The following is a 20,718-nucleotide window of genomic DNA, read 5'->3' as shown; positions in this document are numbered from 1 at the left end:
AACTGAGAATTAAAACAGTCCGGACCGGATGAATGAGCGATCAGATCGAGACCGCGAGCGAAACAGCGCCAGAAGGTGAACCGACGTCGACCGAGTCAGTTGATGGTGCGGAAACAACCGCGCCCGCTGCTGTGGCCGAACCAGAAGCCAAAAACGAATATCAGGTTCTTGCGCGCAAATACCGCCCGAAATCCTTTGACGAGTTGATCGGCCATGGGCCGATGGTCAAGACGCTGTCAAACGCGCTTGAAAGTGGTCGACTGGCCCATGCCTTTATCCTGACCGGGGTCCGCGGGATCGGTAAAACCACGACGGCGCGTATCATTGCCCGTGCGCTGAACTGTATTGGTGCCGATGGCAATGGCGGCCCGACGATCGAGCCGTGCGGTGTCTGTGAGCATTGCCGTGCGATTGCCGAAGACCGCCATGTTGATGTGCTGGAAATGGATGCGGCGTCACGCACCGGTGTTGATGACATTCGCGAGCTGATCGAAGGGGTGCGCTATCGCCCGACCTCGGCCCGCTACAAGATCTACATCATTGATGAAGTGCACATGCTCTCGAAAAGTGCGTTCAACGCGCTTTTGAAAACGCTTGAAGAACCGCCAGAGCATGTGAAATTCATCTTTGCCACCACCGAAATCCGCAAAATTCCGATCACGGTCCTGTCGCGTTGTCAGCGCTTTGACCTGCGCCGTGTTCAGACCGATGAACTGGCAGCCCACTATACCCGCATCGCCGGGTTGGAAAATGCCGAGATCGAAGAAGAAGCCGTCACGCTGATCGCCCGTGCGGCCGATGGATCGGTGCGTGATGGCATGAGCCTGCTTGATCAGGCGATTTCGCATGGCGCTGGCAAGGTCACCACCCAGCAGGTGCGTGACATGCTCGGTCTTTCGGACCGCTCGCGGATTTTCGATCTGTTTGATTTCACCATGAAGGGCGAAATCAACGAGGCCCTTGAACTTTTGGGCGCGCAATATGCTCTTGGCGGTGATCCGCCGGTCATGCTGCAGGATATGCTCGACCTCACCCACTGGCTGACCCGTGTGAAGCTTTCACCCGATGCCGCCAATGATCCCGGCGTGTCGCAGATCGAACGCGAACGCGGCAAGGAAATCGCCGCCAAGCTTGCCATGCCGCAATTAACCCGCGCCTGGCACATGTTGCTCAAGGGCCTTGAAGAAACGCGCATCGCGCCGTCCCCCATTCAGGCCGCTGAAATGATCCTGATCCGTCTGGCTTATGCTGCGGAAATGCCGCCGCCGGGCGATCTGATCAAGAAGCTCCGTCAGGACATGAACAATGCCGGTAATGGCGGCGGCGCCCCCCAAGGTGGTGGCGGAAATGGCGGCGGCAGTGGTGGCCCGGGCCCGCGCATGCAGGTCGTGAATGGCGGCGGTGCGTCTGCTGTCGCTCAACGTCGCCCGGACCCGTTGGGCGAACCCGAACAGATCGCACAGCCGGTCTATGCCAAGATGCCCGAAACGTTTGAAGAAGTTGCCGAACTTCTGGGCAAGGACCGCGAAACCACCGGTCTGGCCATGCAGGTCAAAAACTATATGCATCTGGTGAAGTACGAACCGGGTCGCATTGAATTTCGCCCGGCACGCGGGGCGGGGTCGGACCTGTCGCCAAAACTGATCAAGGCGCTTAATGGCCTGACCGGTCATCGCTGGCTGGTCAGCGTCTCGGAGCGCGAAGAAGGCGCACCGACCCTTAAGGAACAGGAACTCGAAGCCCTGGAACAGCGCAAGTCTGATGCTTCGCAAGATCCGCTGGTCCGGGCCATTCTTGATGGTTTACCCAAAGCAAAAATCGTGGCCGTCCATCTGCCACCCGGACAGGAAGTATCCGAAGGTGAAGAGGACGAAAGCGGTTCCGTATATGATGACGCATTTTATCTCGAAGGAGACGACGAGCTATGAAGAACCTTGCAGGGATGCTCAAACAGGCCCAGCAGATGCAGTCCAAAATGCAGGAAATGCAGGAAGGTCTGGTTGAACTTGAAATCGAAGGCCAGTCCGGTGCCGGCATGGTCAAGGTGATGCTGAATGGCAAAGGCGAAATGCGCGGCCTTTCGCTTGATAAAAGCATCGTCGACCCCGAAGATACCGAAGTCCTCGAAGACCTGATCGTTGCCGCCTATAACGACGCAAAAGTCAAGGTCGAGGCCGCCGTTCAGGACAAGATGAAAGACGTCACCGGCGGCATGAATCTGCCCGAAGGCTTCAAACTGCCGTTCTGATCTGTCATCGGACAGCAGACAAACTTCGTACTTCAAATATACGCGGCAAAGGGCGGCATTGCGCCGCCCTTTGTTTTTGATACAAGCAATATGCAACGATCAATCTTTTAAGATACGGGGTCATGATGACCGGACGGGAAATTGAAAATCTGATCAAGCTGCTTTCACGCCTGCCCGGCCTTGGGCCGCGTTCGGCCCGGCGTGCGGTTTTGCAAATGCTCAAAAAACCCGAAACATTGATGATCCCGCTGGCCGATGCCCTGCATGCCACGGCCGAGGTCATGACGACCTGCTCCAGTTGCGGCAATATCGATGTCACCGATCCCTGCCACATCTGTGCTGACCAGAACCGCAGCTCTGACACCATCTGCGTGGTCGAGGAAGTTCAGGACCTTTGGGCCCTGGAACGCGGCGCGTCGTTCAAGGGGCGCTATCATGTGCTGGGCGGCACCCTGTCACCACTTGATGGCATTGGCCCGGATGACCTTAAAATCGATCAGTTGGTCAATCGCGTGCGCGAAAATGGCGTCACCGAGGTGATCCTTGCCACCAATGCCACAGTTGATGGCCAGACCACAGCACATTACATCACCGAACGACTGATGGAGACCGGCGTCAAGGTCACCCGCCTTGCCCATGGCGTGCCGGTCGGGGGTGAACTTGATTATCTGGATGACGGTACATTGGCCGCGGCACTGAGGTCGCGAAGCTCGGTCTGATCCCAGACATCCAAGCCAATAAAAAGGGCGGCCAACGGCCGCCTTTCTTTTGATCCGAACAATCGCGTGTCGTAATTATTCAAATCGTTTACATCCACAAAATTGCGGCTCAATCAAATTTTGATTGAATAAACGTCAGCCTACTCAGGCCGCCTTCATTTTCTCTGCTGCAAGGCGGGTTGCCAGCTCATAGCCATAGGCACCGGCACCGGCCATCACCGCATCCGCGACCGAGCTGATCCAGCTGGTATGGCGGAATTCCTCGCGCGCATGCGGGTTGGAAATGTGCAGTTCAATGATATAGCCCTCAAACGTCTTGAGCGCATCATGGATCGCGATCGAGGTATGGCTATAGGCGCCGGCATTTATGATAAGCGCAGCCGATTTTTCGCGTGCGTCGTGGATCATATCAATGATCGCACCTTCATGATTCGACTGGCCAAACCGCACCGAAACACCAAGATCCTTTGCCAGCACAGCACACTTTTCCTCAATCGAGGCCAATGTGTCATAGCCATAGATTTCCGGCTGCCGCTGCCCCAGAAGGTTCAGGTTCGGTCCGTTAATGACAAGAATTTCCTGCACGCTCATCTCTTTGTTCCTAAAGGGCAGTCTCGACATGCTGCCATATTTGCAACCATACACCACGATACGCGCGACATCCCCTCAATTCAAAGAAGAAACCGCCCCTATCGCATTGCTTGTTTCATAACGTCATCCATTTGACGATCACAATTGCGGCCATCCATGCACGTTCGCGCTGCAAAATCGGCCGCAGTGACCCGGACCAGTGGCAAGGAAACCCGCAATGCAATCCTCGACAAAACAGCTTGCTGCAATTCCGGGTATTTGTGCTACTTTGGCAGTCAAATTTTTCGATTCGCCCCCTGAAACGAAACCATTTTCAAAGTGAATCCCGTGAACAGTGTAACCGGTCACAAATCCCCGCAACTTGCGAAAGTCGCTTCGCGCATTCTGGCAGGCAGCTTCCTGTTCGAGGATCTTGATCCCGAACTGCTCGAACAGCTGTCCAACCAGGCCACCGTGCGCCGACTGGAAGATGGCCAGTTGCTGTTTGAAAAAGGGGCACCGGCAGACGGACTTTATGCGGTTGAGGCGGGCAAGGTTCGCATTTCCTCTGTCTCGGAAACCGGCAAGGAAATCGTGCTTAACGTTCTCGCACCCGGTGCTGTGTTTGGCGAGATCGCCTTGCTGGATGGCGAACCGCGTACCGCAACCGCACGCGCAGTCGGCCCGACCCGGACCCTGTTTATTTCACGCGATGATTTCTTTGAGATCTTTGATCGCGAAGCACCGCTGCGCCGTCACATCACGGCCCTTTTGTGCCGTCGCCTGCGCTGGGTCAGTGATCTTCTTGAAGATGCCAACTTCCTGGATCTGACTGCACGCCTAATCAAACGTATCCTGTGGCTGGCCGAACGCCATGGGGGCCCGGATCCCGAAGGCATCCGCATTGCCCTGCCGCTTTCCCAGCAGGAACTGGGTTTGATGCTTGGCGTAACGCGTGAAGCGGTGAACAAGAAACTGCGTGAACTTGAAAAACAGGGGATGATCACACGCCGTGACGGTCGTCTGGTCATCAAGGACAGCGAAGGGCTGAAACAACTTCTTGCTGATGCCGTCAAAAACTGAACCATCAGACTCATTGTTTGAACGCCTGGTCGCCCGCGAGGAAAAGCGCGGGCTGATGCTTGTCGCCTTTCTGCGCATTTGTCTGCTGGCATTCATACTGCTGCTGTTTAGCAAACCTGATTCGCCAACCGGCAAGCTCTATACCCTGCTTGAAGTTCTCGCCTGGTTCATTCCCGGTGTGTTTGTGCAGCTCTATGTCGCCTTTCGCGGGGATAAAGCCTACTGGATGATCTATGTGCTGGCCGTGATTGACGCCGTGCTGATCGTCTATGTCTCCGTCGTTCCCGACCCGCTTAATCCGTTGCTCGAACAACCGGCCTGGCTGTATGGCTTTGTCGTGCGTGACCGTGGCGTGGTCTTTTCCACGATCATGATGGCGATCATCATCATGACCTTCTCGCCGCGCCTGATCTTGTGGTTCGGATTCTGGCTGTTTGTGTCGTGGTGCGGGGCGATCTGGTGGCTGATGACGCGCCCCGGCGTCATCGTATCGCAGCATTTCGGCGATGAATGGAACCCGACCCAGCAGGAAATTATCGACACCTATAACCTGCCGGAATTTGTCGATATTTCCGCCCTGGCCGAACAGGTGATCATCGTCATCGTCTTTACGCTGGCCTGTGCGGTGATGGTTTCGCGTTTGCGGGTTCTGATCAATCAGTCGGCCGCATCCGAACGCGCACATGGCAACCTTGCACGCTATTTCCCGACCGCCCTTGCTGATCAGTTGGCTGATCGTGATGAACCGGTGCGTGTCGGCGAACGGCGCGAATGCGTCATTCTGTTTGCCGATGTCATCGGCTTTTCGCGCTTTGCCGAAAAGCGTGACCCGCAGGAAGTCATGCGCTTTCTCAACCAGTTCCATCAGATCGCCACATCCCAGATCGGCGCCTATGGCGGCATTGTTGAAAAGTATATCGGCGATGCCGTGATGGCGAGTTTCGCCGCCTTCGATAACCTTGAACACCCTGCCGCCAACGCGCTTTGTGCCGCACAAGCCATCATCACCCAAGTTGCCGAATGGCAGGCAAAAGACCCGGCCAATGGCGGTGCGCCGTTGGAAATCGGCGTGGGCCTTAATTTCGGTCCGGCAGTTGTCGGCGATATCGGCCAGCGCGAGGCAGTGACACCGGCCGTGATCGGCGCCACGGTCAATCTGGCCGCCCGACTTGAAAAGGCCACCCGCGAACTTGGCAGCGATACGGTCATGAGCGAACAGTTCGCCGATCGCCTGCGCAGCGAAGCCCCGATTGCGGCCCCGATCCTGCTCGCCCGCTATGGCCAGACGCAAACCATTCAGGTCAAAGGATTTAGCGAACCTGTGGGCGTTCTCTTTAACGCCTGCTAAATAAACGCCTGATAGAATGCCTCCCGGTCTGCCAAACCCTTGAATCTTGGGCATACCAATCCAAAATGCTTGGATAATTCTTGCTTAAGCTTGAAACCGGATCTTCAGGAGGACGCGATGGCGACCACGAAAGGCGCGAACCCAACGGCCACAGATGCCGTCCCGTCCGCGGTAAAACTGACCACCCTTTTTGGTGAACGGGAATTTGCCTGGGACAAGGCGATCTATTTTCCCGCCGGGCTCAAGGGCTTTCCAGATCATAACGTCTTTGCCCTTGCGAGCTTCCCGGGCGAAGGCGGAAGTGCCTTTCTTCTCATGCAATGCCTGACCGAACCTGAACTGGCCTTTATCGTCGCGCCCTATAACCTTGAAAGCGACACGATCCGCCCCGAACATCTTGAACAGGCCTTTGCCATTCATGGCATCAAGAAGAATGATGGCGCGGTCTTGCTGATTGTCACCCTGCACAAACCCGATGATGGCCCGGTCAGCATGTCGGTCAATCTGCGTGCCCCGATCATTATCGACACGGCCCGTCAGGCGGCCTATCAGCATCACCTGCCAGAAGCTGGCGGCTATTCATTCCATCACGAACTGGGCTGATCGCCTGCGCGTTTACGGCCCTCGATTCAGGACAACTTCGTTCGCAACAAACGCCACCAGCACTGTGTGCATGGCGCCCTTTGCGCTGACCTCATTCTTGAAATCGTCCCCACATGTCCTTGATCCTGCCACTTTTTCAAGCAAAGGTAGCAGGGTAAAAACAGGACCTTAATATGCCACCATTTAAAGGGATCGGGAATGTCTGCAGCATTGCGCAATCGTTTCGCACTGGCCGCTTTGTTGGGCTCAGCGGTATTTTTCGGACAGGATATCAACCCTGCCCGCGCACAAAGCCAAGCCGTTGATCTGTCGGCAAATGACCGCACCAACCTGCAACTCACCGTTTATCCGGGCAATCTGTCCCTGATCGCCGAACAACGTGACGTCGCCATCCCCGAAGGCCAAAGCACCCTTCGCATTGATGGCCTGCCACGCACCATCATGAATGATTCCTTCCTGCTCGGCACCGCCAAGGATGCCGATCTTGTCTGGACGTCGCTGCGCAATCGCAGCAACGGCTCCAACGCGCTTGATGACCTGCTGCGCGATCAGATCGGCAAAACCGTCACCATCCGCCGCGATGATGACCTGATCGAAGGTACCCTTGTTGCCGTGACCCACGTGGCCCTGGTCGAAACCGATGCCGGGATCGAACGCGTTGCCCTTGATCAGGTGATCATTTCCGAACTGCCCGATGGCTTTACCACCCGCCCTACCCTTGATGCCGATATCACGACCAGCGCGCCGCTTGATCACGTCTCAATGGCCTATCTTCTGGGCGGGATTGGCTGGAATACATCCTATACCGCCTATTATGACCGTGCGGAAAACAGCCTGAAACTGACTGCCATCGCCAAGGTCATGAACGCATCGGGCAGCGACTATGACGATGCGTCCTTGCGTTTGGTGGCAGGCGATCCCAACCGCGTTCAACAGCCCCCGATGGCAAAGGCAGCACGGACTGAAATGATGATGTCGGCTGTTGCCGATGGCGCGGCATCGGCTGCCAGCGCGCCGGACCGGGCAAGCTTTGAAAACCTGCATGTCTATGGTCCATTCGACGGACTTTCGATGCAGAATGGCGATACGGTGATCTTGCCGCTGCTCGACCCGCAGGTCCTGCCGGTCAAACGCCGCGCGATCTTCACCGCCGCAAGCAACGTCTATAATATGGAGCAACGCAACGGCCAGAAGTTCGTTCGCCCCGAACTTGAAATCGACATCACCAACGAAGGCGGCAAAGACGCCAAAAGCCCGTGGCCCGATGGCATTGTCCGCATCTATGCCAAAACGCCTGCCGGCGACACCGGCTATCTCTCAGAAGACATGATTTCGCTCACCCCGGTCGGGCAGGATGCCACCCTTAGCCTGGGCAGGGCCAGCAATCTGAACGGAACGCGTGACGTGGTCGCGGTTGATCGCAAGGCGCGCGCAAACCTGCCAGACGCGGTCAGTGCGGATCTCAAATGGACGATCCGCAACACCAGTGACCGGGTCGAAACCGTCTCCATCCGTGAAGACATCCCCGTCGATTGGAAAGTCACCGCCGAAAGCCACAAGCACGAGCGTGACCAACCCAACCAGATCAGCTGGGAAATCGACGTCCCCGCCAATGGCGATGTCACCCTGACCTGGTCGGTGGCCAGCACCCGCTGATCACCGTCACCAAATCCAAAATGCCAACGGCCACACGGGTAACGCCCGTGTGGCCGTTTTGTTTTACTGGGGCGCAGGGCCGCTAATCCTTGCCACGCGTGCTGTAAAACGCCTTGGCCAATGGCAAAAGCACCCCGGCATCGGGCAACTGATCGGTCCGGCTGCACAAATCGGCATAGATACAGATCAGCTTGGTCAATAAAACGAACGCATCCTGATTGCGCTTGCCGGCAAAGGCGCCAAGCACCTCAACCCCGTCGCGCGCCGCATCACATGCCAGTTCCAGCTTGCCTGCCCCTTGCAACGCCAGAACAAGTGCCGCCAGTGAATAGCCCAGATCAAGCCGTTCGCTGTCATCCTTGCGCCCGACACAATTGCGCAACCGATCCTCGCGCAGTGCCACCGCCTGACAGGCGGCATCCACCGCCCAGTCCCACTCGCAGGCTTCGATCTCAAGCGCTGCGCGGTTATTAAGGCTAAGTGCAAGACCTGCCACCGCCGCGTCGCGCGCGGTTGGCAGATGCAGGGAAAAAATCGCATCGGCAGCATCAAAATATCTTAATGCCGCTTCGCGTTCTTCGGGGGAATGATTGCTGGCCATTTCAAGATAAAGCCGGGCGACCGCAAGCGAGTTGGGGTCGGTCTTTTCAAGATAGGACAAGCGCAACGCATATTCGTCCGTATTGTCCGTCATCCTGATCCGCCACCTCTTTTCCACGCCAAAGGCCCGACTGGCCGTGCAGAAAAAAGACGTTTGGCAAGCCCACCTTGTGAAGGACCGGCAATCAGCGATAAGCTGTTTCCCTCTGTCTGACAGACTGCTAGACAATCCGGATCAGATTTGTCCCAAAGTGCGGAAACAAGCCCCAAATGAGCACCTCCAGCGAAACCTTGCGCGCCCTTTATGGCACATGGCGTCTTGCCCGTGGCAACGAGCAAGGTCTTGGATTTTTTAACTTTTCGATTGAGGGATTCTGGCGCTCGTTCCTTGCGGCCGCCATTGTATTCCCGGCCTTTGCCCTGTTGCGCTGGAACGATATTTTTGATGCACCCGATGGCTTTCCGGCCACGCGTTATATGCTGGTTGAAAGCATCGCCTATGTCATCAAATGGGTCGCCTTCCCGCTGATCATGTTCCACGTCATTCCGATGCTGGGCCGTGCCGAACGCTATATCGCGTTCATCACGGTCTATAACTGGGCAAGCGTGCTTCAGATGGGGCTTTATCTGGCGGCCTTGTTGCTTGGTGTGTTGTTCCCGTCGCTTGGTGCCGGTGGCTTTGTCTTTATCGCGGTGATCGCGACACTGGTTTATGGCGTCTATATCGCCAAGCTGACACTGTCGGTGTCGATCCCGACCGCCAGCACCATCGTGCTGGCCGATTTCCTGCTGTCGCTGGTGATCACATCTATCGGTATCCGTCTGGCCGTCGGGCAGTTATTCTAGGGTCATAGAACTCTTAAAAACAAAACCGCATCAGGGAGAAACACAATGAAACCCGTTCTTGCCGTAACCCGCCGCTTGCCTGACGCCGTCGCAAAACGTGCGGCCGAAAGTTACGACATCCGAACCCAGGAAGATGACGATCCCCTGACCCGTGCTGAAATCCTCGCCCTTTGCCATGGCGCGGATGCGGCCCTTGTTTCGGTCGGCGATCCGATTGATGCCGAGTTTTTCGAACATCTCTCCGATAGCGTAAAAATCGTCGCCACCTTCTCGGTCGGGACCGATCATATCGATCTGGCCGCGGCCAAGAAAAAGGGGGTCATTATCGGCAACACGCCAGGCGTTCTGACCGATGCCACGGCGGATATCGCCTGGCTTCTGATCCTGGGTGCCGCCCGCCGTGCGAGCGAAGGCGAAGCAGAAGTCCGCAACGCCACCTGGTCAAGCTGGCGTCCGACCCATCTGATGGGAACCCAAGTCACGGGCAAGAAACTTGGCATCGTTGGCATGGGCCGCATCGGCCAGGCGGTTGCCAAACGCGCACGCGGCTTTGATATGGACATCCACTATTACAACCGCCGTCAATTGCCTGCTGATCAGGAAATGGGGGCGACCTATCACGACAGTATCGCGGGCCTTTTGCCCCATTGTGACTTCCTGTCACTGCACTGCCCCTCGACCCCGGAAACGCGCGGCATGGTCAATACGGACTTCATTTCCAAACTGCCCGATGGCGCGATCATCGTGAACACCGCGCGCGGCGATGTGGTCAATGACCACGATCTGATTGCCGCCCTGAAATCGGGCAAGTTGACGGCGGCGGGCCTTGATGTATTTGCCGGTGAACCGAATATCGAACCGGCCTATCGCGACCTTGCAAACACCTTCCTGCTGCCGCATCTGGGCTCGGCCACGGTTGAAACCCGCAACGCCATGGGCTTCCGCGCGCTCGATAACATCGATGCCTTTATCGCTGGCAAGGATGTGCCATTTACGGTCTGATCCGCAGGCCCAAACAGGCCAAACAAAAGGCGCCTTTTTCGTATCCGGGTGGCATCGAAGTTGGCCTTAGCCCAAATCGCTCTCCTCACCGGCGGGCAGGATGCAGGCGATCTCGCGGCCATCGCGGCTGATCTTGACGCGCCCACCATGGATTTCGACCACGGCACGCACCATCGCCATGCCAAGCGCACGTCGGGCCGATGGGGATTCGCCGTCGCGCAGGCCTTCAAACAGCATCGGCTGCGGCGCTTCGTCCGACAGCGAGATGGAAATTTCGATATCCTCGCCACGACGGCGCGCAATCACCGAAACCTCGCTGCCCTCGGGGGCTGTGCGCAGCACATTGGTCACCAGAATGAACAAGGCCTGTTTCAGGCGGCGCTCATCAGCCACCATCCAGCCGATCTGGCGCGAACAATAAAGACGCAGCGACACGTTAAGCTCCGCCAACCGCGCACGCGTCAGCGCCTCAAGCGAGCGCAGCAAACGACGCGGATCAACGGTATCAAGTTCCAGTGCCACCTGCCCCGATCCAAGGGTCGCCAGATCACGCATATCATCGACAAGCGCCAGCATGCTTTGCGCTTCGGTGCGGATGGTTTCGACCGACCGCGCGACATTGCCGGTCAGATGCGGGATCAGGCGATCTGATTCGCCATTGATGTGATCGAGCGGTTTGGTCAGTTCGCGCGATACCGTGGAAATGAAGTCCGACTTCATCTGATCGGCGGTACGGAGGGCCTCGTTCCGTTCCCGAAGGGCGCGCTCGACCCGGATGGTATCGGTCACATCGATATAGGACATCATCACCGCCCCGTCGGGCAGCGGCACGATGGCAAAATCAACGATCGAATTATCAGATCGCTCCAACCGGCCATTCATCGGTTCATGGTTGGTAATGCGCGCGACCATGCGGCTTTTGAACTTGTCCCAGTCATCACGTTCGCGCCAATACTCCTTGGATTTCTCGACCACATCCCCCAGATGAGGGGACGCATCCAGGAACGTGCTTTCAAGTCCCCAAAGATCGGCAAAGCCATGGTTATAAAGCCGCAACCGACCATCGCCACTGATCACGCCAACTGCTTCATGCAGGCTTTCAAGCGTCTCACGCTGTACCGCAATCAGGGTGTTGTATGAACTTTCCAGAACCAGCTTGTCGGTGACATCTTCATAGACAAACATCAGTCCGCCAAACGGATGCGGCGAGATAAAGCGACGCAACGTCATGCCATTGGGCAGATGCATCAAATCTTCTTCGGGTTTGAGAAGATCGGTAAAGCGCTGGTTCTCGGCATTGCGGAACTGGGTGAAGTCGGCCACCTCCGGCAGCTTGCGGTCATCACGCAGACGTCTGAGCACATCATCATGGGTCGGCTCGGTCCAGAGCCACTCGTCATCGAGATCCCAAAGCTTGGTAAACGCGGTGTTAAAGAAGATAAGCCCCTTATCCCCGCCATACACCGCAATCGCGGTGCCAAGGTTTTCCAGCACCTCGGCATGGGCGCGAATATGGCGTGACAGATCGGACTGCAATTCCTCAACCGGGGTGCAATCAATCGCAAACCCGATCAGGCCTCCAGCTTCGACGCCATCATCACCGCCCCCGTGACCTGCCGGCATTTCGGTAATGCGCAGCAATTTGCGATCACCGCGAATAACGACATGGAAATCACGCGTCAGGCTTTCATTGTTGCGCTGAACCGACGCTGCAAGCGATCGCCCGTGATCGGGGATCACGCCCGCACCGATTTCCGATTGTGTCGCCAGCGCATCTTCGATGCTTTCATGTTCGACCGCATCGGCATAGGCAATATTGCAATCAATAAGACGCAGCTCACCGTCACGACGCCAGACGGGGAAGGGCAGGCTATCAAGCAACTGCCGCAGTCCCGATACTTCATGTTTCAGCAGCTGGAAATCGCCAAACTGGCTTTCGCGTTCGCGCGAATGGCGGGTTTCATCGCGGAACCACAAACCATGGGCCAGCACATCCGATGACCGGTCCTTGCGTGCAGCCATGCCCGTCACATGGAATTTGCGCTCATCAAGGGTCGTGACCCACAGCTCAAACCGGTCATGCCCGGATTTAAGGTTACGCACCCGTTCTTTTAGCGCATCCGCATCCTCATCGCGCAACAGATCCAGCAGATCGGGAAAACGTCCATCCTGCCCGAGTTGAAAGGCCCGTTTAAGTGACGGACTGGCCCCCTCGGCAAAGCCATGGCGGCTCCAATAATAAACCGGGTCGGGTCCGGCAAACAGAAGCTGGGTGAAAAGCTCGGTCTCGCCGGCCAGTTCATGTTCGTGATCTTCGACTTCTTCCAGATGGCGGCGCATGCGTAGCGACAGTCGCCAGCCAACCCACCCGGCAATCGCCGCACCACCAACTGCCGCCAATCCAACCACCAGCCAATCACGGTCACTCAGCCCCGCAAGGCTTCCAAAAATCGTCGCGCCAATGCCGTCCGGCTGGTTGGCATTGGCCCCCGGATTGGCAGCGTTATTAAGACGGAATTTTTCCTGCGCCTGTACTGTGACGGAGAGAATCAACGTGGCAGCCATGGCTCCGACCCCTTGCCAGAAGGCCGGACGCAACAAATCAGGCAGTTTGCGCCAAATCGCGCCCACCTTTTTGTCTGCTCCAATCTGTCTGGAAGCTTGCTCGGATGCTTGCCGTGTCACGTGTTGTTAACCGTTTGTGTTTATGAGCTATTATTATGGTGAAAACGATGTGCTTTTACCACCGTTTCGCATCATCTCGGCAACAGCCTTGTCTGGGGCCGTGTTTCACGGTGAAACCTTGCGGAAAAACCGCGATGACATGATCGATGATTCCGTTTATGTCTGCGGAACCGACATTCGTAACAGATTAAGCGTATCCGTCATTTCCAAGATGAGCCCAAAACCGCAGCTAGATCTTTTTGCCCCGCGCGCGGAGCCCAAGCCCGCCGCGCCACAAAAGGACTCTGCCACGCTCAAGGGTGCTGCAAAACCCGCCCCGGAAATCGGCGATCTGTTTGATACCAATTTCAATGCCGATGACATCGCCGAATGGGAACTGCTGTTTCGCGATGTGCCGCAATATAACTACCATTTCAAACGTGCCCAGATCGCCTCGGCCTTTGACCGACCGCTGCACAAAAAACTGATCGCCTCACCGGCGTTTGAACGTCTGCGCGAAATCTCTTTTCTGGGCGCCATCGACTATCTGTTCCACCCTAATGGACGCCCGGCCAATATCCGTCATTCACGCTATGACCACACGATCGGCGTGGCCCTGCTGTCGCAACGCTATTGCCGCCTGATGGGCCTGTCGGATGCTGATTGTGATCTTCTGGGCGCTGCTGCCCTGCTGCACGATATTGGCCATGGTCCGTTTTCCCATACGCTGGAACCGGAATTTGCCCGGCGCTTTGACCGCAACCATCATCAACTGACCAACCAGATCATCACCGGCGAGGTGGAGCTTGATCTGTCGGTCAATCATCTCCTGGTCAAACATGGTGTCGATCCGGACGCGGTCATCGCCCTTCTCTCAAAAAAGTCCGATCACCCGCACGCCGCCCTGTTTGCCGGCCCGGTCAATATCGACACGCTTGAGGGCATCAGTCGCACAAAGACATACGTCCATCCCAACCATGTGCATTGCCATCCGCGCCTGTTGCTCGAAGCAGCGGTCAAACTGGATGCGGAATCGCTTAAACGCTTGGACAAGTTCTGGCAGCTCAAGGAAGACATCTATCGCAATTTCATCTTTGGTCCGATGTGCTTTGCCACCGACCATCTGTGCCGCGAATTTGTCGTCAAAAATGCACCGGACTTTGCCGCCGATGATTTCCTGCTGACCGAAAAGGCATTCTTGAACAGCCACCCGGCCTTCAAGAAATTCCTGCACAGCCTGAAAAACCGCATCGAGCTTGATGGCGTTGCCGACGCGGTCGACCATCAGATCAGCGCATCGGCCAGCACCCTTGATTTGCACGAGGCCAAGGTGCCAAGGCGCGAATTTCACATCAACAAGGATGTCGAAGTCCGCTGCTTTGCCGATCTGTCAAAGCGCTATTACGAGGAAAAGCATTCCTTCCTCAGGCGTGTCGGCAGCCTGACCGACCCAGCCCAACAGGCCGCCGCCGCCAGCCTGTTTGATTGACGATATAACACCATCAATCGGTGCAACTATGGTCCGGATGGCGCAAATGCCCGGATTACAGCGATACTCAAACAGATCCTGATAAACGCCCTTTTAATCTTTAAAGCCTATTGCATAAGGGACAGTTCAGGCCGTTTTCAACGAGTCGCAGCAAGGAAAAATTCCGATCTTGTTACCGCAAACCATCGCAACCAATCAGCACTACTCGGCCACCCGTCTGGCCGAGATGCGCGACGCGTTGGGCAAAAGCCTGTCGGGCGATACATTCTGCGTGGTGGTCACCGGGTCCTATGGCCGGCATGAGGCATCCGATCAATCTGATCTGGATTACTTCATCATCGGCCGCGAAGCCGAACGCAGTCAGGCGCCGCACCAACAGGTCGCCGATATCCTGGGTAAGATGGTGACCAAAAAGCCGGCGGTAAACGGCCCGTTTTCGTCCTATATCACGGCCGAGGAACTGGTAAATCGCATCGGGCTTGATGGCGACACCAACTCGATCACCACCCGCCGCCTGCTGTTTTTGCTGGAATGTGAATGGCTCTATAACGAGGCCGGTAAACGCAAATTCTTTGACGACCTGATTGCCAATTACGTCACAAGCTCCGTCACACGTGATTCCATCGCGCGCTTTCTGGTCAATGACGTCATCCGTTATTACCGTACGATCAGTGTCGATTTTGAAATCAAGACCCGCGAAGGCGATGCCAGCAAGGCCTGGGCACCCCGGCGCCTGAAACTGGTTTTCTCGCGCAAGATGCTGTATTTCGGCGGCATTATCGCAGCCGCTGAAACCGCGGGCCGCGATTACGCCGGCAAACGTGAAAAGCTTTCGGAACTTTTACAGCTGCCGCCCATCACGCGCCTGCAAACCGTGTTCGGGGAAAAAAGCCTGCCCGCCCTGGAACTGTATGACCGCTTCTTAAGCGAACTGTCTAATCCGGCCGTCCGCGCGCGCCTTGATGGGGTCGGGCCGAATGATCGCAATGATGCCGAACTGCGATCGCTGCTTGATGCTGGTAAGGGCTTCTCGCGCGAACTGATCAAATTGCTCAATGACCGCTATGGCCCGGATCATCCGATCCACGAGGCGCTTTTGATGTAAGCCCTGCGTTTCTGCGTTTGGACGCTTGATCACGAAGAACGCGGGCCTTCGGTGATGTGCTTGAAATAGTTTTCCCGGTCCAGGTCATGGACCTCGACGGTGAACTGCACCTGATAATCGCCCACCAGCCATTCCAGCCGATCAATCAGCGCCGCCAGGGCTGCTTCACCGGTGGCAAATTTTACCGCATTGTTGCGACCCGACAGCAGCCGCAGATCAAGATGAACCATGGCGTTTTTCGCATCGCCATCGCCGATTACGACATTTTCCAATGGGGTAATCCTAGTCTTGAACGCATCCAGTTCCGCATCGGTTTCGCGGGCAATCACATAATGCAGATCAATTGCCAGCTTGGGCAATTCATCCTTGATCGGCAATTGGGCGGAATACTCGATTTCAAGTTGCGGCATGACGGCCATCCATCTGACAAGTTTGAATTTTTCTAACAACTTGCGATGTATATAGATACCAAAAAAGCCGGCCTGAATGAACAGACCGGCTTTGATGCAAATCGTCAGACGCCAATTAGTAGCGGTAATGTTCCGGCTTGTACGGACCCGCCTGCGGCACGCCGATATATTCGGCCTGCTCGGAAGACAGCTGGGTCAGCTTCACGCCAAGACGTTCCAGATGCAGGGCTGCAACTTTCTCATCGAGGTGTTTGGGCAGGACATAAACCTTGTTTTCGTAATTCGTGTGGTTTTTCCACAGCTCGATCTGGGCCAGCACCTGGTTGGTGAAGGATGCCGACATCACAAAGCTCGGGTGACCGGTTGCGCAACCAAGGTTGACCAGACGACCTTCGGCCAGAACGATCAGGCGTTTGCCATCCGGGAATTCGACTTCGTCGACCTGCGGCTTGACGTTGTCCCACTTGTAGTTCTTGAGCGAACCAATCTGGATTTCGGAATCGAAGTGACCGATGTTGCAAACAATTGCGCGGTCTTTCATCGCACGCATGTGGTCAAGCGTGATGATGTCGATGTTGCCCGTGGTGGTGACAAAGATGTCGCCAATCGGGGCTGCGTCTTCCATGGTGGTGACTTCGTAACCTTCCATCGCGGCCTGCAGGGCGCAGATCGGATCGATTTCGGTCACAAGAACACGGGCACCCTGGCTGCGCATGGACGCGGCCGAACCTTTACCAACGTCACCGAAACCGGCAACAACGGCGATCTTACCAGCAACCATCACGTCGGTTGCACGCTTGATGCCATCAACCAAGCTCTCGCGGCAGCCATACAGGTTGTCGAATTTCGACTTGGTGACCGAGTCATTGACGTTGATCGCCGGGACCTTAAGCGTGCCTTTTTTCGCCATTTCATACAGGCGATGCACACCGGTGGTGGTTTCTTCCGAAAGACCTTTGATGTCTTCGAGAAGTTCCGGATATTTTTCGTGGATCAGCTGGGTAACGTCGCCGCCATCATCAAGGATCAGGTTCGGCTTCCAGCCGTCCGGACCCGCGATGGTCTGCTCGATGCACCACCAGAATTCTTCCTCAGTCTCGCCTTTCCATGCGAAGACCGGGATTTCAGCAGCCGCGATCGCCGCAGCAGCCTGATCCTGGGTGGAGAAGATGTTGCATGAAGACCAGCGAACTTCCGCGCCGAGTGCCGTCAGGGTCTCAATCAGAACTGCGGTCTGAATGGTCATGTGCAGGCAGCCAACGATGCGTGCGCCAGCAAGCGGCTTTGCATTGCCATATTCTTCGCGCAGCGCCATCAGGCCCGGCATTTCGGTTTCGGCAATCGCGATTTCCTTGCGGCCCCAACCGGCCAGCGAGATGTCCGCGACCTTGTAATCGGTAAAGTTCGGCATGTTGTCTCCAATCAAACAGGAATGGCGCATCCGCCTGGGATTTTGACCCCACCGATACGCCGAAGAATTCTGTTGCGGTCCTATCCCTGACCGCGATAGGTCACATATAAAGATATCTTTATATTGTTTTCAAGTCCTTTTTTGTGTGAATTTGCATCCCGCACAAAAATGAACCGCCCTGTACGCTGCCATGCCTTGGACTCCGGGGCATTCCGCCCACGCACACCCAAACACAGAGCAGGCACAAAACTGCCCCCTATGTTGGGATGCGTTGCGATCACGACAAGCTATGAAAGGCGGGATTGATCAGGCGAGGTCGTTAAAATCATCAAGCATCATGGCAATGCGCGCAGAATCCCACTGCTCCATGACGCGGTTGGCCTGATGTTCGGAATTGCGGCTATCCAGGCGGCGCAAGCGCTGCTTGACCAGCAACAGATTGACCGGCGACATCGAAAGATTGCGCAAGCCAAACCCGATAAACAGCGGCACATAGCGCGGATCACCGGCCATCTCGCCACAAACACTGACCGGAATATCCCGTTCGCCCGCAACCCGGATGACATCCCGGATCAAACGCAATACCGCCGGATGCAGCGGATCAAACAGTCCCGCCACCTGATCATCGGTACGGTCAATCGCAAGCGTGTATTGCGTCAGATCATTGGTGCCGATGGCAAAGAAATCGCTATCGCGCGCCAATGTGTCGACTGCCAGTGCCGCCGCCGGAATTTCGATCATCGCACCGAGGGGCGGCAGGGTCTCGGGAATCGGATGGCCTTCCTTGCGCAGGCGTTTGGCGACAGACTCATAGATCTGGCGCGCCCGGGTCATTTCATGCACCCCAACCACCATCGGGATCAGAACCCGAACCGGCCCGTGCAGGGATGCGCGCAGGATGGCGGCAAATTGGGCTTCAAGCAATTCGGTCTTGCGAAGCGACAACCGCACCCCGCGCAATCCAAGTGCCGGGTTCGGGCCAGACCCGATTTCGCTTTGAAGGGCGACGGCCAGTTTTTCACCGCCAACATCAAGGGTACGGATGGTCACCGGCTTGCCATCCATACGTTTGACGATATCGGCGAGCTCTTCGTATTGCTCCTCCTCGTCTGGCAGATAGTCCTTGTTCATGAACATGAACTCGCTGCGCAGCAGGCCAATACCACTCGCCCCGTTTTCAAGGGCGGCAGAAAGCTCGATCGGCAATTCGATATTGGCATGCAGGTCGATATCAATCCCGTCACGCGTGGCCGATGGCACATCGCGCAAGCTTGCCAGCTTTTCCCGCGCCGCCAGCCAATCCGCCCGGCGCTGGGTGTAATGTTTGATATCGGCGTTCGACGGTGAAATGATCACTTCACCACGCCCGCCATCGACAATGATCTGATCACCACCGCGCACACCGCGAATGATGTCGGCTGCGCCCAAGACCGCCGGGATACCAAGCGAACGCGCCATAATCGCTGTATGGCCCTCGGCCCCGCCAAGGGCGGTGACAAAGGCAGTCAGCTGCCCGGGCTCAAAGCGCGCCATATCGGCCGGACTGACATCCTCGGCGATCAGGACCGACCCCTTTGGCGCCTTGTCCATCGCCCGGTCGGTTTCCCCCATCAGGCAGCGCATCAGACGCAGGCCGACCTCGCGGATATCGGTTGCCCGAGCCGCGATATAGCTGTCTTCCATGCCTGAGAACTGATCGGCAATCGTATCGATCACGTCACTGACCGCATGCACGGCATTAAGATGTTTTGAAACGATCAGTTCTTCGGCCCCGCGCACAAGGCGCGATTGCGTCAGCATGTGGATATAGGCATCCAGCAGGAACCCAAGTTCCTCTGACGCGGCACTTTCTTTGGTCGATGATTGCGATTTCAGCCGTTTGAGCTGATCAATACTTTCGGCAACGCCATCATGAAGGCGTTTGCATTCGGCCTCGACCCCGTCCTCGGAAATCGGCTTGCGATTGACCTGAATGATCTGGCGGTCCAACACAAAGGCACGACCGATAACGATCCCGCCCGATGCGCCCAACCCGGTGATGACCCGCCGGACGCCCGTGGTGTTTTCATCTGAAACGGTTTGGTCTGTTGGAGGAACTTGCAAGTCTTCTTAGCTACCAACTCGCTTTTATTGTTAACCCGACAACGCGTTTTTGCGGTTGTCCCGAAAGTCAGATGCCAGCAGCCTTACTTAAATCGCGGCTGGACGGGTCTTATTCTTCGTCGAACTTGGCATCAACCAGTTCATTAAGGGCATCAATCGCCTGTGTGGCGTCGGGGCCGGTGGCCTCAACCTCGATCTCGGTGCCGATGGATGCGGCCAGCATCATCAACCCCATGATCGACACACCCGATACTTCGGTGCCGCGGTTGCGCACCATGATGCTCGACTTGAATTCGCCTGCCAGTTTAACAAATTTCGCAGCCGCCCGCGCGTGCAATCCGCGCTGGTTGCTGATTGTTAAAGTGCGTTTTTCCTTCTGCGCCATCTATGTCCCCGCAAGCCAGATGCGCTGTCCCCGTGCACCCGGCCCTGTTCTTTTTGTTGCCGACTTATTCCTCGCCGCTCAGCAGACGCGACGCAACGTTGATATATTTACGCCCCGCATCCTGGGCTGCGTTGACCGTTTCGGCCAAGGTGCCGTCGATGCGAACAGATGCGAGTTTAATCAACAAAGGTAAATTAACCCCTGCGATCACTTCGACATTTGCCTGTTCCATAATGGAAATCGCCAGATTGGACGGGGTACCGCCAAACATGTCGGTCAAAAGGACAACACCTTTGCCACTGTCGACCTTTTCGACACTGGCAAGAATGTCCGAACGGCGTTGTTCCATGTCGTCATCCGGTCCGATACAGACCGCTTCGACATTTTCCTGTTCGCCAACAACATGCTGCAAGGCAGATACGAACTCTTTCGCGAGATCGCCGTGGGTGACCAGCACCATCCCGATCATGCAGTTT

Annotated in this window: 19 protein-coding genes; 11 read left to right on the top strand and 8 right to left on the bottom strand. The window is 56.4% G+C overall.

Annotation, left to right across the window (positions count from 1 at the left end):
• Positions 1–32: 32 nt before the first annotated feature.
• The 3 genes from ACXAF0_RS03530 to recR all read left to right on the top strand — a co-directional run bounded on the left by ACXAF0_RS03530 (position 33) and on the right by recR (position 2,967).
• Entirely contained in the window at positions 33–1,928 is a 1,896-nt protein-coding gene (locus ACXAF0_RS03530; protein ID WP_475343796.1) for a DNA polymerase III subunit gamma/tau, read from the top strand.
• The gene (locus ACXAF0_RS03525; RefSeq protein WP_033070076.1) at positions 1,925–2,248 is read left to right on the top strand and encodes a YbaB/EbfC family nucleoid-associated protein; all 324 of its coding nucleotides are present in this window, start codon (positions 1,925–1,927) and stop codon (positions 2,246–2,248) included. Before ACXAF0_RS03530 ends, ACXAF0_RS03525 begins: the two co-directional genes overlap by 4 nt.
• Before the next feature lie 125 nt (positions 2,249–2,373).
• Positions 2,374–2,967 (top strand): recombination mediator RecR, encoded by a 594-nt coding sequence (gene recR, locus ACXAF0_RS03520; RefSeq protein WP_475346218.1) that lies wholly within the window; start codon positions 2,374–2,376, stop codon positions 2,965–2,967.
• Between the two features lie 144 nt (positions 2,968–3,111).
• Here recR and ACXAF0_RS03515 read toward each other — a convergent pair whose 3' ends face one another.
• The gene (locus ACXAF0_RS03515) at positions 3,112–3,558 is read right to left on the bottom strand and encodes a type II 3-dehydroquinate dehydratase (protein ID WP_475343794.1); all 447 of its coding nucleotides are present in this window, start codon (positions 3,556–3,558) and stop codon (positions 3,112–3,114) included.
• 327 nt (positions 3,559–3,885) lie between these two features.
• On the opposite strand from ACXAF0_RS03515, the gene ACXAF0_RS03510 reads away from it, so the two are divergent.
• The 4 genes from ACXAF0_RS03510 (at position 3,886) to ACXAF0_RS03495 (ending at position 8,227) form a co-directional block, all read left to right on the top strand.
• Positions 3,886–4,620, top strand: coding sequence for a Crp/Fnr family transcriptional regulator (locus ACXAF0_RS03510; protein WP_475343791.1), 735 nt, complete (start codon positions 3,886–3,888; stop codon positions 4,618–4,620).
• On the top strand, positions 4,604–5,968 hold the full coding sequence (locus tag ACXAF0_RS03505; RefSeq protein ID WP_475343789.1) for an adenylate/guanylate cyclase domain-containing protein: 1,365 nt from the start codon (positions 4,604–4,606) through the stop codon (positions 5,966–5,968). Before ACXAF0_RS03510 ends, ACXAF0_RS03505 begins: the two co-directional genes overlap by 17 nt.
• A 117-nt stretch (positions 5,969–6,085) precedes the next feature.
• The gene (gene fliW / locus ACXAF0_RS03500; protein WP_475343785.1) at positions 6,086–6,571 is read left to right on the top strand and encodes a flagellar assembly protein FliW; all 486 of its coding nucleotides are present in this window, start codon (positions 6,086–6,088) and stop codon (positions 6,569–6,571) included.
• A 198-nt stretch (positions 6,572–6,769) separates the two neighbouring features.
• Positions 6,770–8,227 (top strand): DUF4139 domain-containing protein, encoded by a 1,458-nt coding sequence (locus ACXAF0_RS03495; RefSeq protein WP_475343781.1) that lies wholly within the window; start codon positions 6,770–6,772, stop codon positions 8,225–8,227.
• An 82-nt stretch (positions 8,228–8,309) separates the two neighbouring features.
• Here the strand turns inward: ACXAF0_RS03495 and ACXAF0_RS03490 are convergent, their stop codons facing one another.
• Positions 8,310–8,921, bottom strand: coding sequence for a hypothetical protein (locus ACXAF0_RS03490; protein WP_475343777.1), 612 nt, complete (start codon positions 8,919–8,921; stop codon positions 8,310–8,312).
• Between the two features lie 176 nt (positions 8,922–9,097).
• Between ACXAF0_RS03490 and ACXAF0_RS03485 the strand changes: the two genes are divergently transcribed.
• Positions 9,098–9,673 carry a hypothetical protein gene (locus ACXAF0_RS03485; RefSeq protein ID WP_475343775.1) on the top strand — a complete coding sequence of 192 codons (576 nt, stop codon included), beginning with the start codon at positions 9,098–9,100 and terminating at the stop codon, positions 9,671–9,673.
• A gap of 45 nt (positions 9,674–9,718) precedes the next feature.
• Positions 9,719–10,675, top strand: coding sequence for a 2-hydroxyacid dehydrogenase (locus tag ACXAF0_RS03480; protein ID WP_475343772.1), 957 nt, complete (start codon positions 9,719–9,721; stop codon positions 10,673–10,675).
• 66 nt (positions 10,676–10,741) lie between these two features.
• On the opposite strand, the gene ACXAF0_RS03475 is transcribed toward ACXAF0_RS03480, so the two are convergent.
• The gene (locus ACXAF0_RS03475) at positions 10,742–13,240 is read right to left on the bottom strand and encodes a sensor histidine kinase (RefSeq protein WP_475343768.1); all 2,499 of its coding nucleotides are present in this window, start codon (positions 13,238–13,240) and stop codon (positions 10,742–10,744) included.
• A gap of 142 nt (positions 13,241–13,382) precedes the next feature.
• Between ACXAF0_RS03475 and ACXAF0_RS03470 the strand changes: the two genes are divergently transcribed.
• Both ACXAF0_RS03470 and ACXAF0_RS03465 read left to right on the top strand, forming a co-directional pair.
• Positions 13,383–14,828, top strand: a complete 1,446-nt coding sequence (locus tag ACXAF0_RS03470) for an HD domain-containing protein (RefSeq protein ID WP_475343764.1) — start codon at positions 13,383–13,385, stop codon at positions 14,826–14,828.
• 169 nt (positions 14,829–14,997) lie between these two features.
• Complete coding sequence (locus ACXAF0_RS03465) at positions 14,998–15,933, top strand: DUF294 nucleotidyltransferase-like domain-containing protein (protein WP_475343762.1); 936 nt, start codon at positions 14,998–15,000, stop codon at positions 15,931–15,933.
• 29 nt (positions 15,934–15,962) lie between these two features.
• On the opposite strand, the gene ACXAF0_RS03460 is transcribed toward ACXAF0_RS03465, so the two are convergent.
• The 5 genes from ACXAF0_RS03460 to ACXAF0_RS03440 all read right to left on the bottom strand — a co-directional run bounded on the left by ACXAF0_RS03460 (position 15,963) and on the right by ACXAF0_RS03440 (position 20,711).
• Entirely contained in the window at positions 15,963–16,343 is a 381-nt protein-coding gene (locus tag ACXAF0_RS03460) for a 5-carboxymethyl-2-hydroxymuconate Delta-isomerase (RefSeq protein WP_475343760.1), read from the bottom strand.
• A gap of 115 nt (positions 16,344–16,458) precedes the next feature.
• Entirely contained in the window at positions 16,459–17,754 is a 1,296-nt protein-coding gene (gene ahcY / locus ACXAF0_RS03455) for an adenosylhomocysteinase (RefSeq protein ID WP_475343758.1), read from the bottom strand.
• A 306-nt stretch (positions 17,755–18,060) separates the two neighbouring features.
• Positions 18,061–19,857: a phosphoenolpyruvate--protein phosphotransferase gene (gene ptsP / locus ACXAF0_RS03450; RefSeq protein ID WP_475343756.1), complete on the bottom strand. Its 1,797-nt coding sequence runs from the start codon at positions 19,855–19,857 to the stop codon at positions 18,061–18,063.
• A gap of 109 nt (positions 19,858–19,966) precedes the next feature.
• Complete coding sequence (locus ACXAF0_RS03445; RefSeq protein ID WP_062953640.1) at positions 19,967–20,242, bottom strand: HPr family phosphocarrier protein; 276 nt, start codon at positions 20,240–20,242, stop codon at positions 19,967–19,969.
• 64 nt (positions 20,243–20,306) lie between these two features.
• Positions 20,307–20,711 (bottom strand): PTS sugar transporter subunit IIA, encoded by a 405-nt coding sequence (locus tag ACXAF0_RS03440; protein ID WP_101246919.1) that lies wholly within the window; start codon positions 20,709–20,711, stop codon positions 20,307–20,309.
• Positions 20,712–20,718 lie beyond the last annotated feature (7 nt).

It is taken from the genome of Thalassospira sp. ABD4_177, from assembly GCF_056160125.1.
The sequence above is the reverse complement of the archived record's forward strand: the minus strand, read 5'-3'. Positions and strand labels throughout refer to the sequence as shown.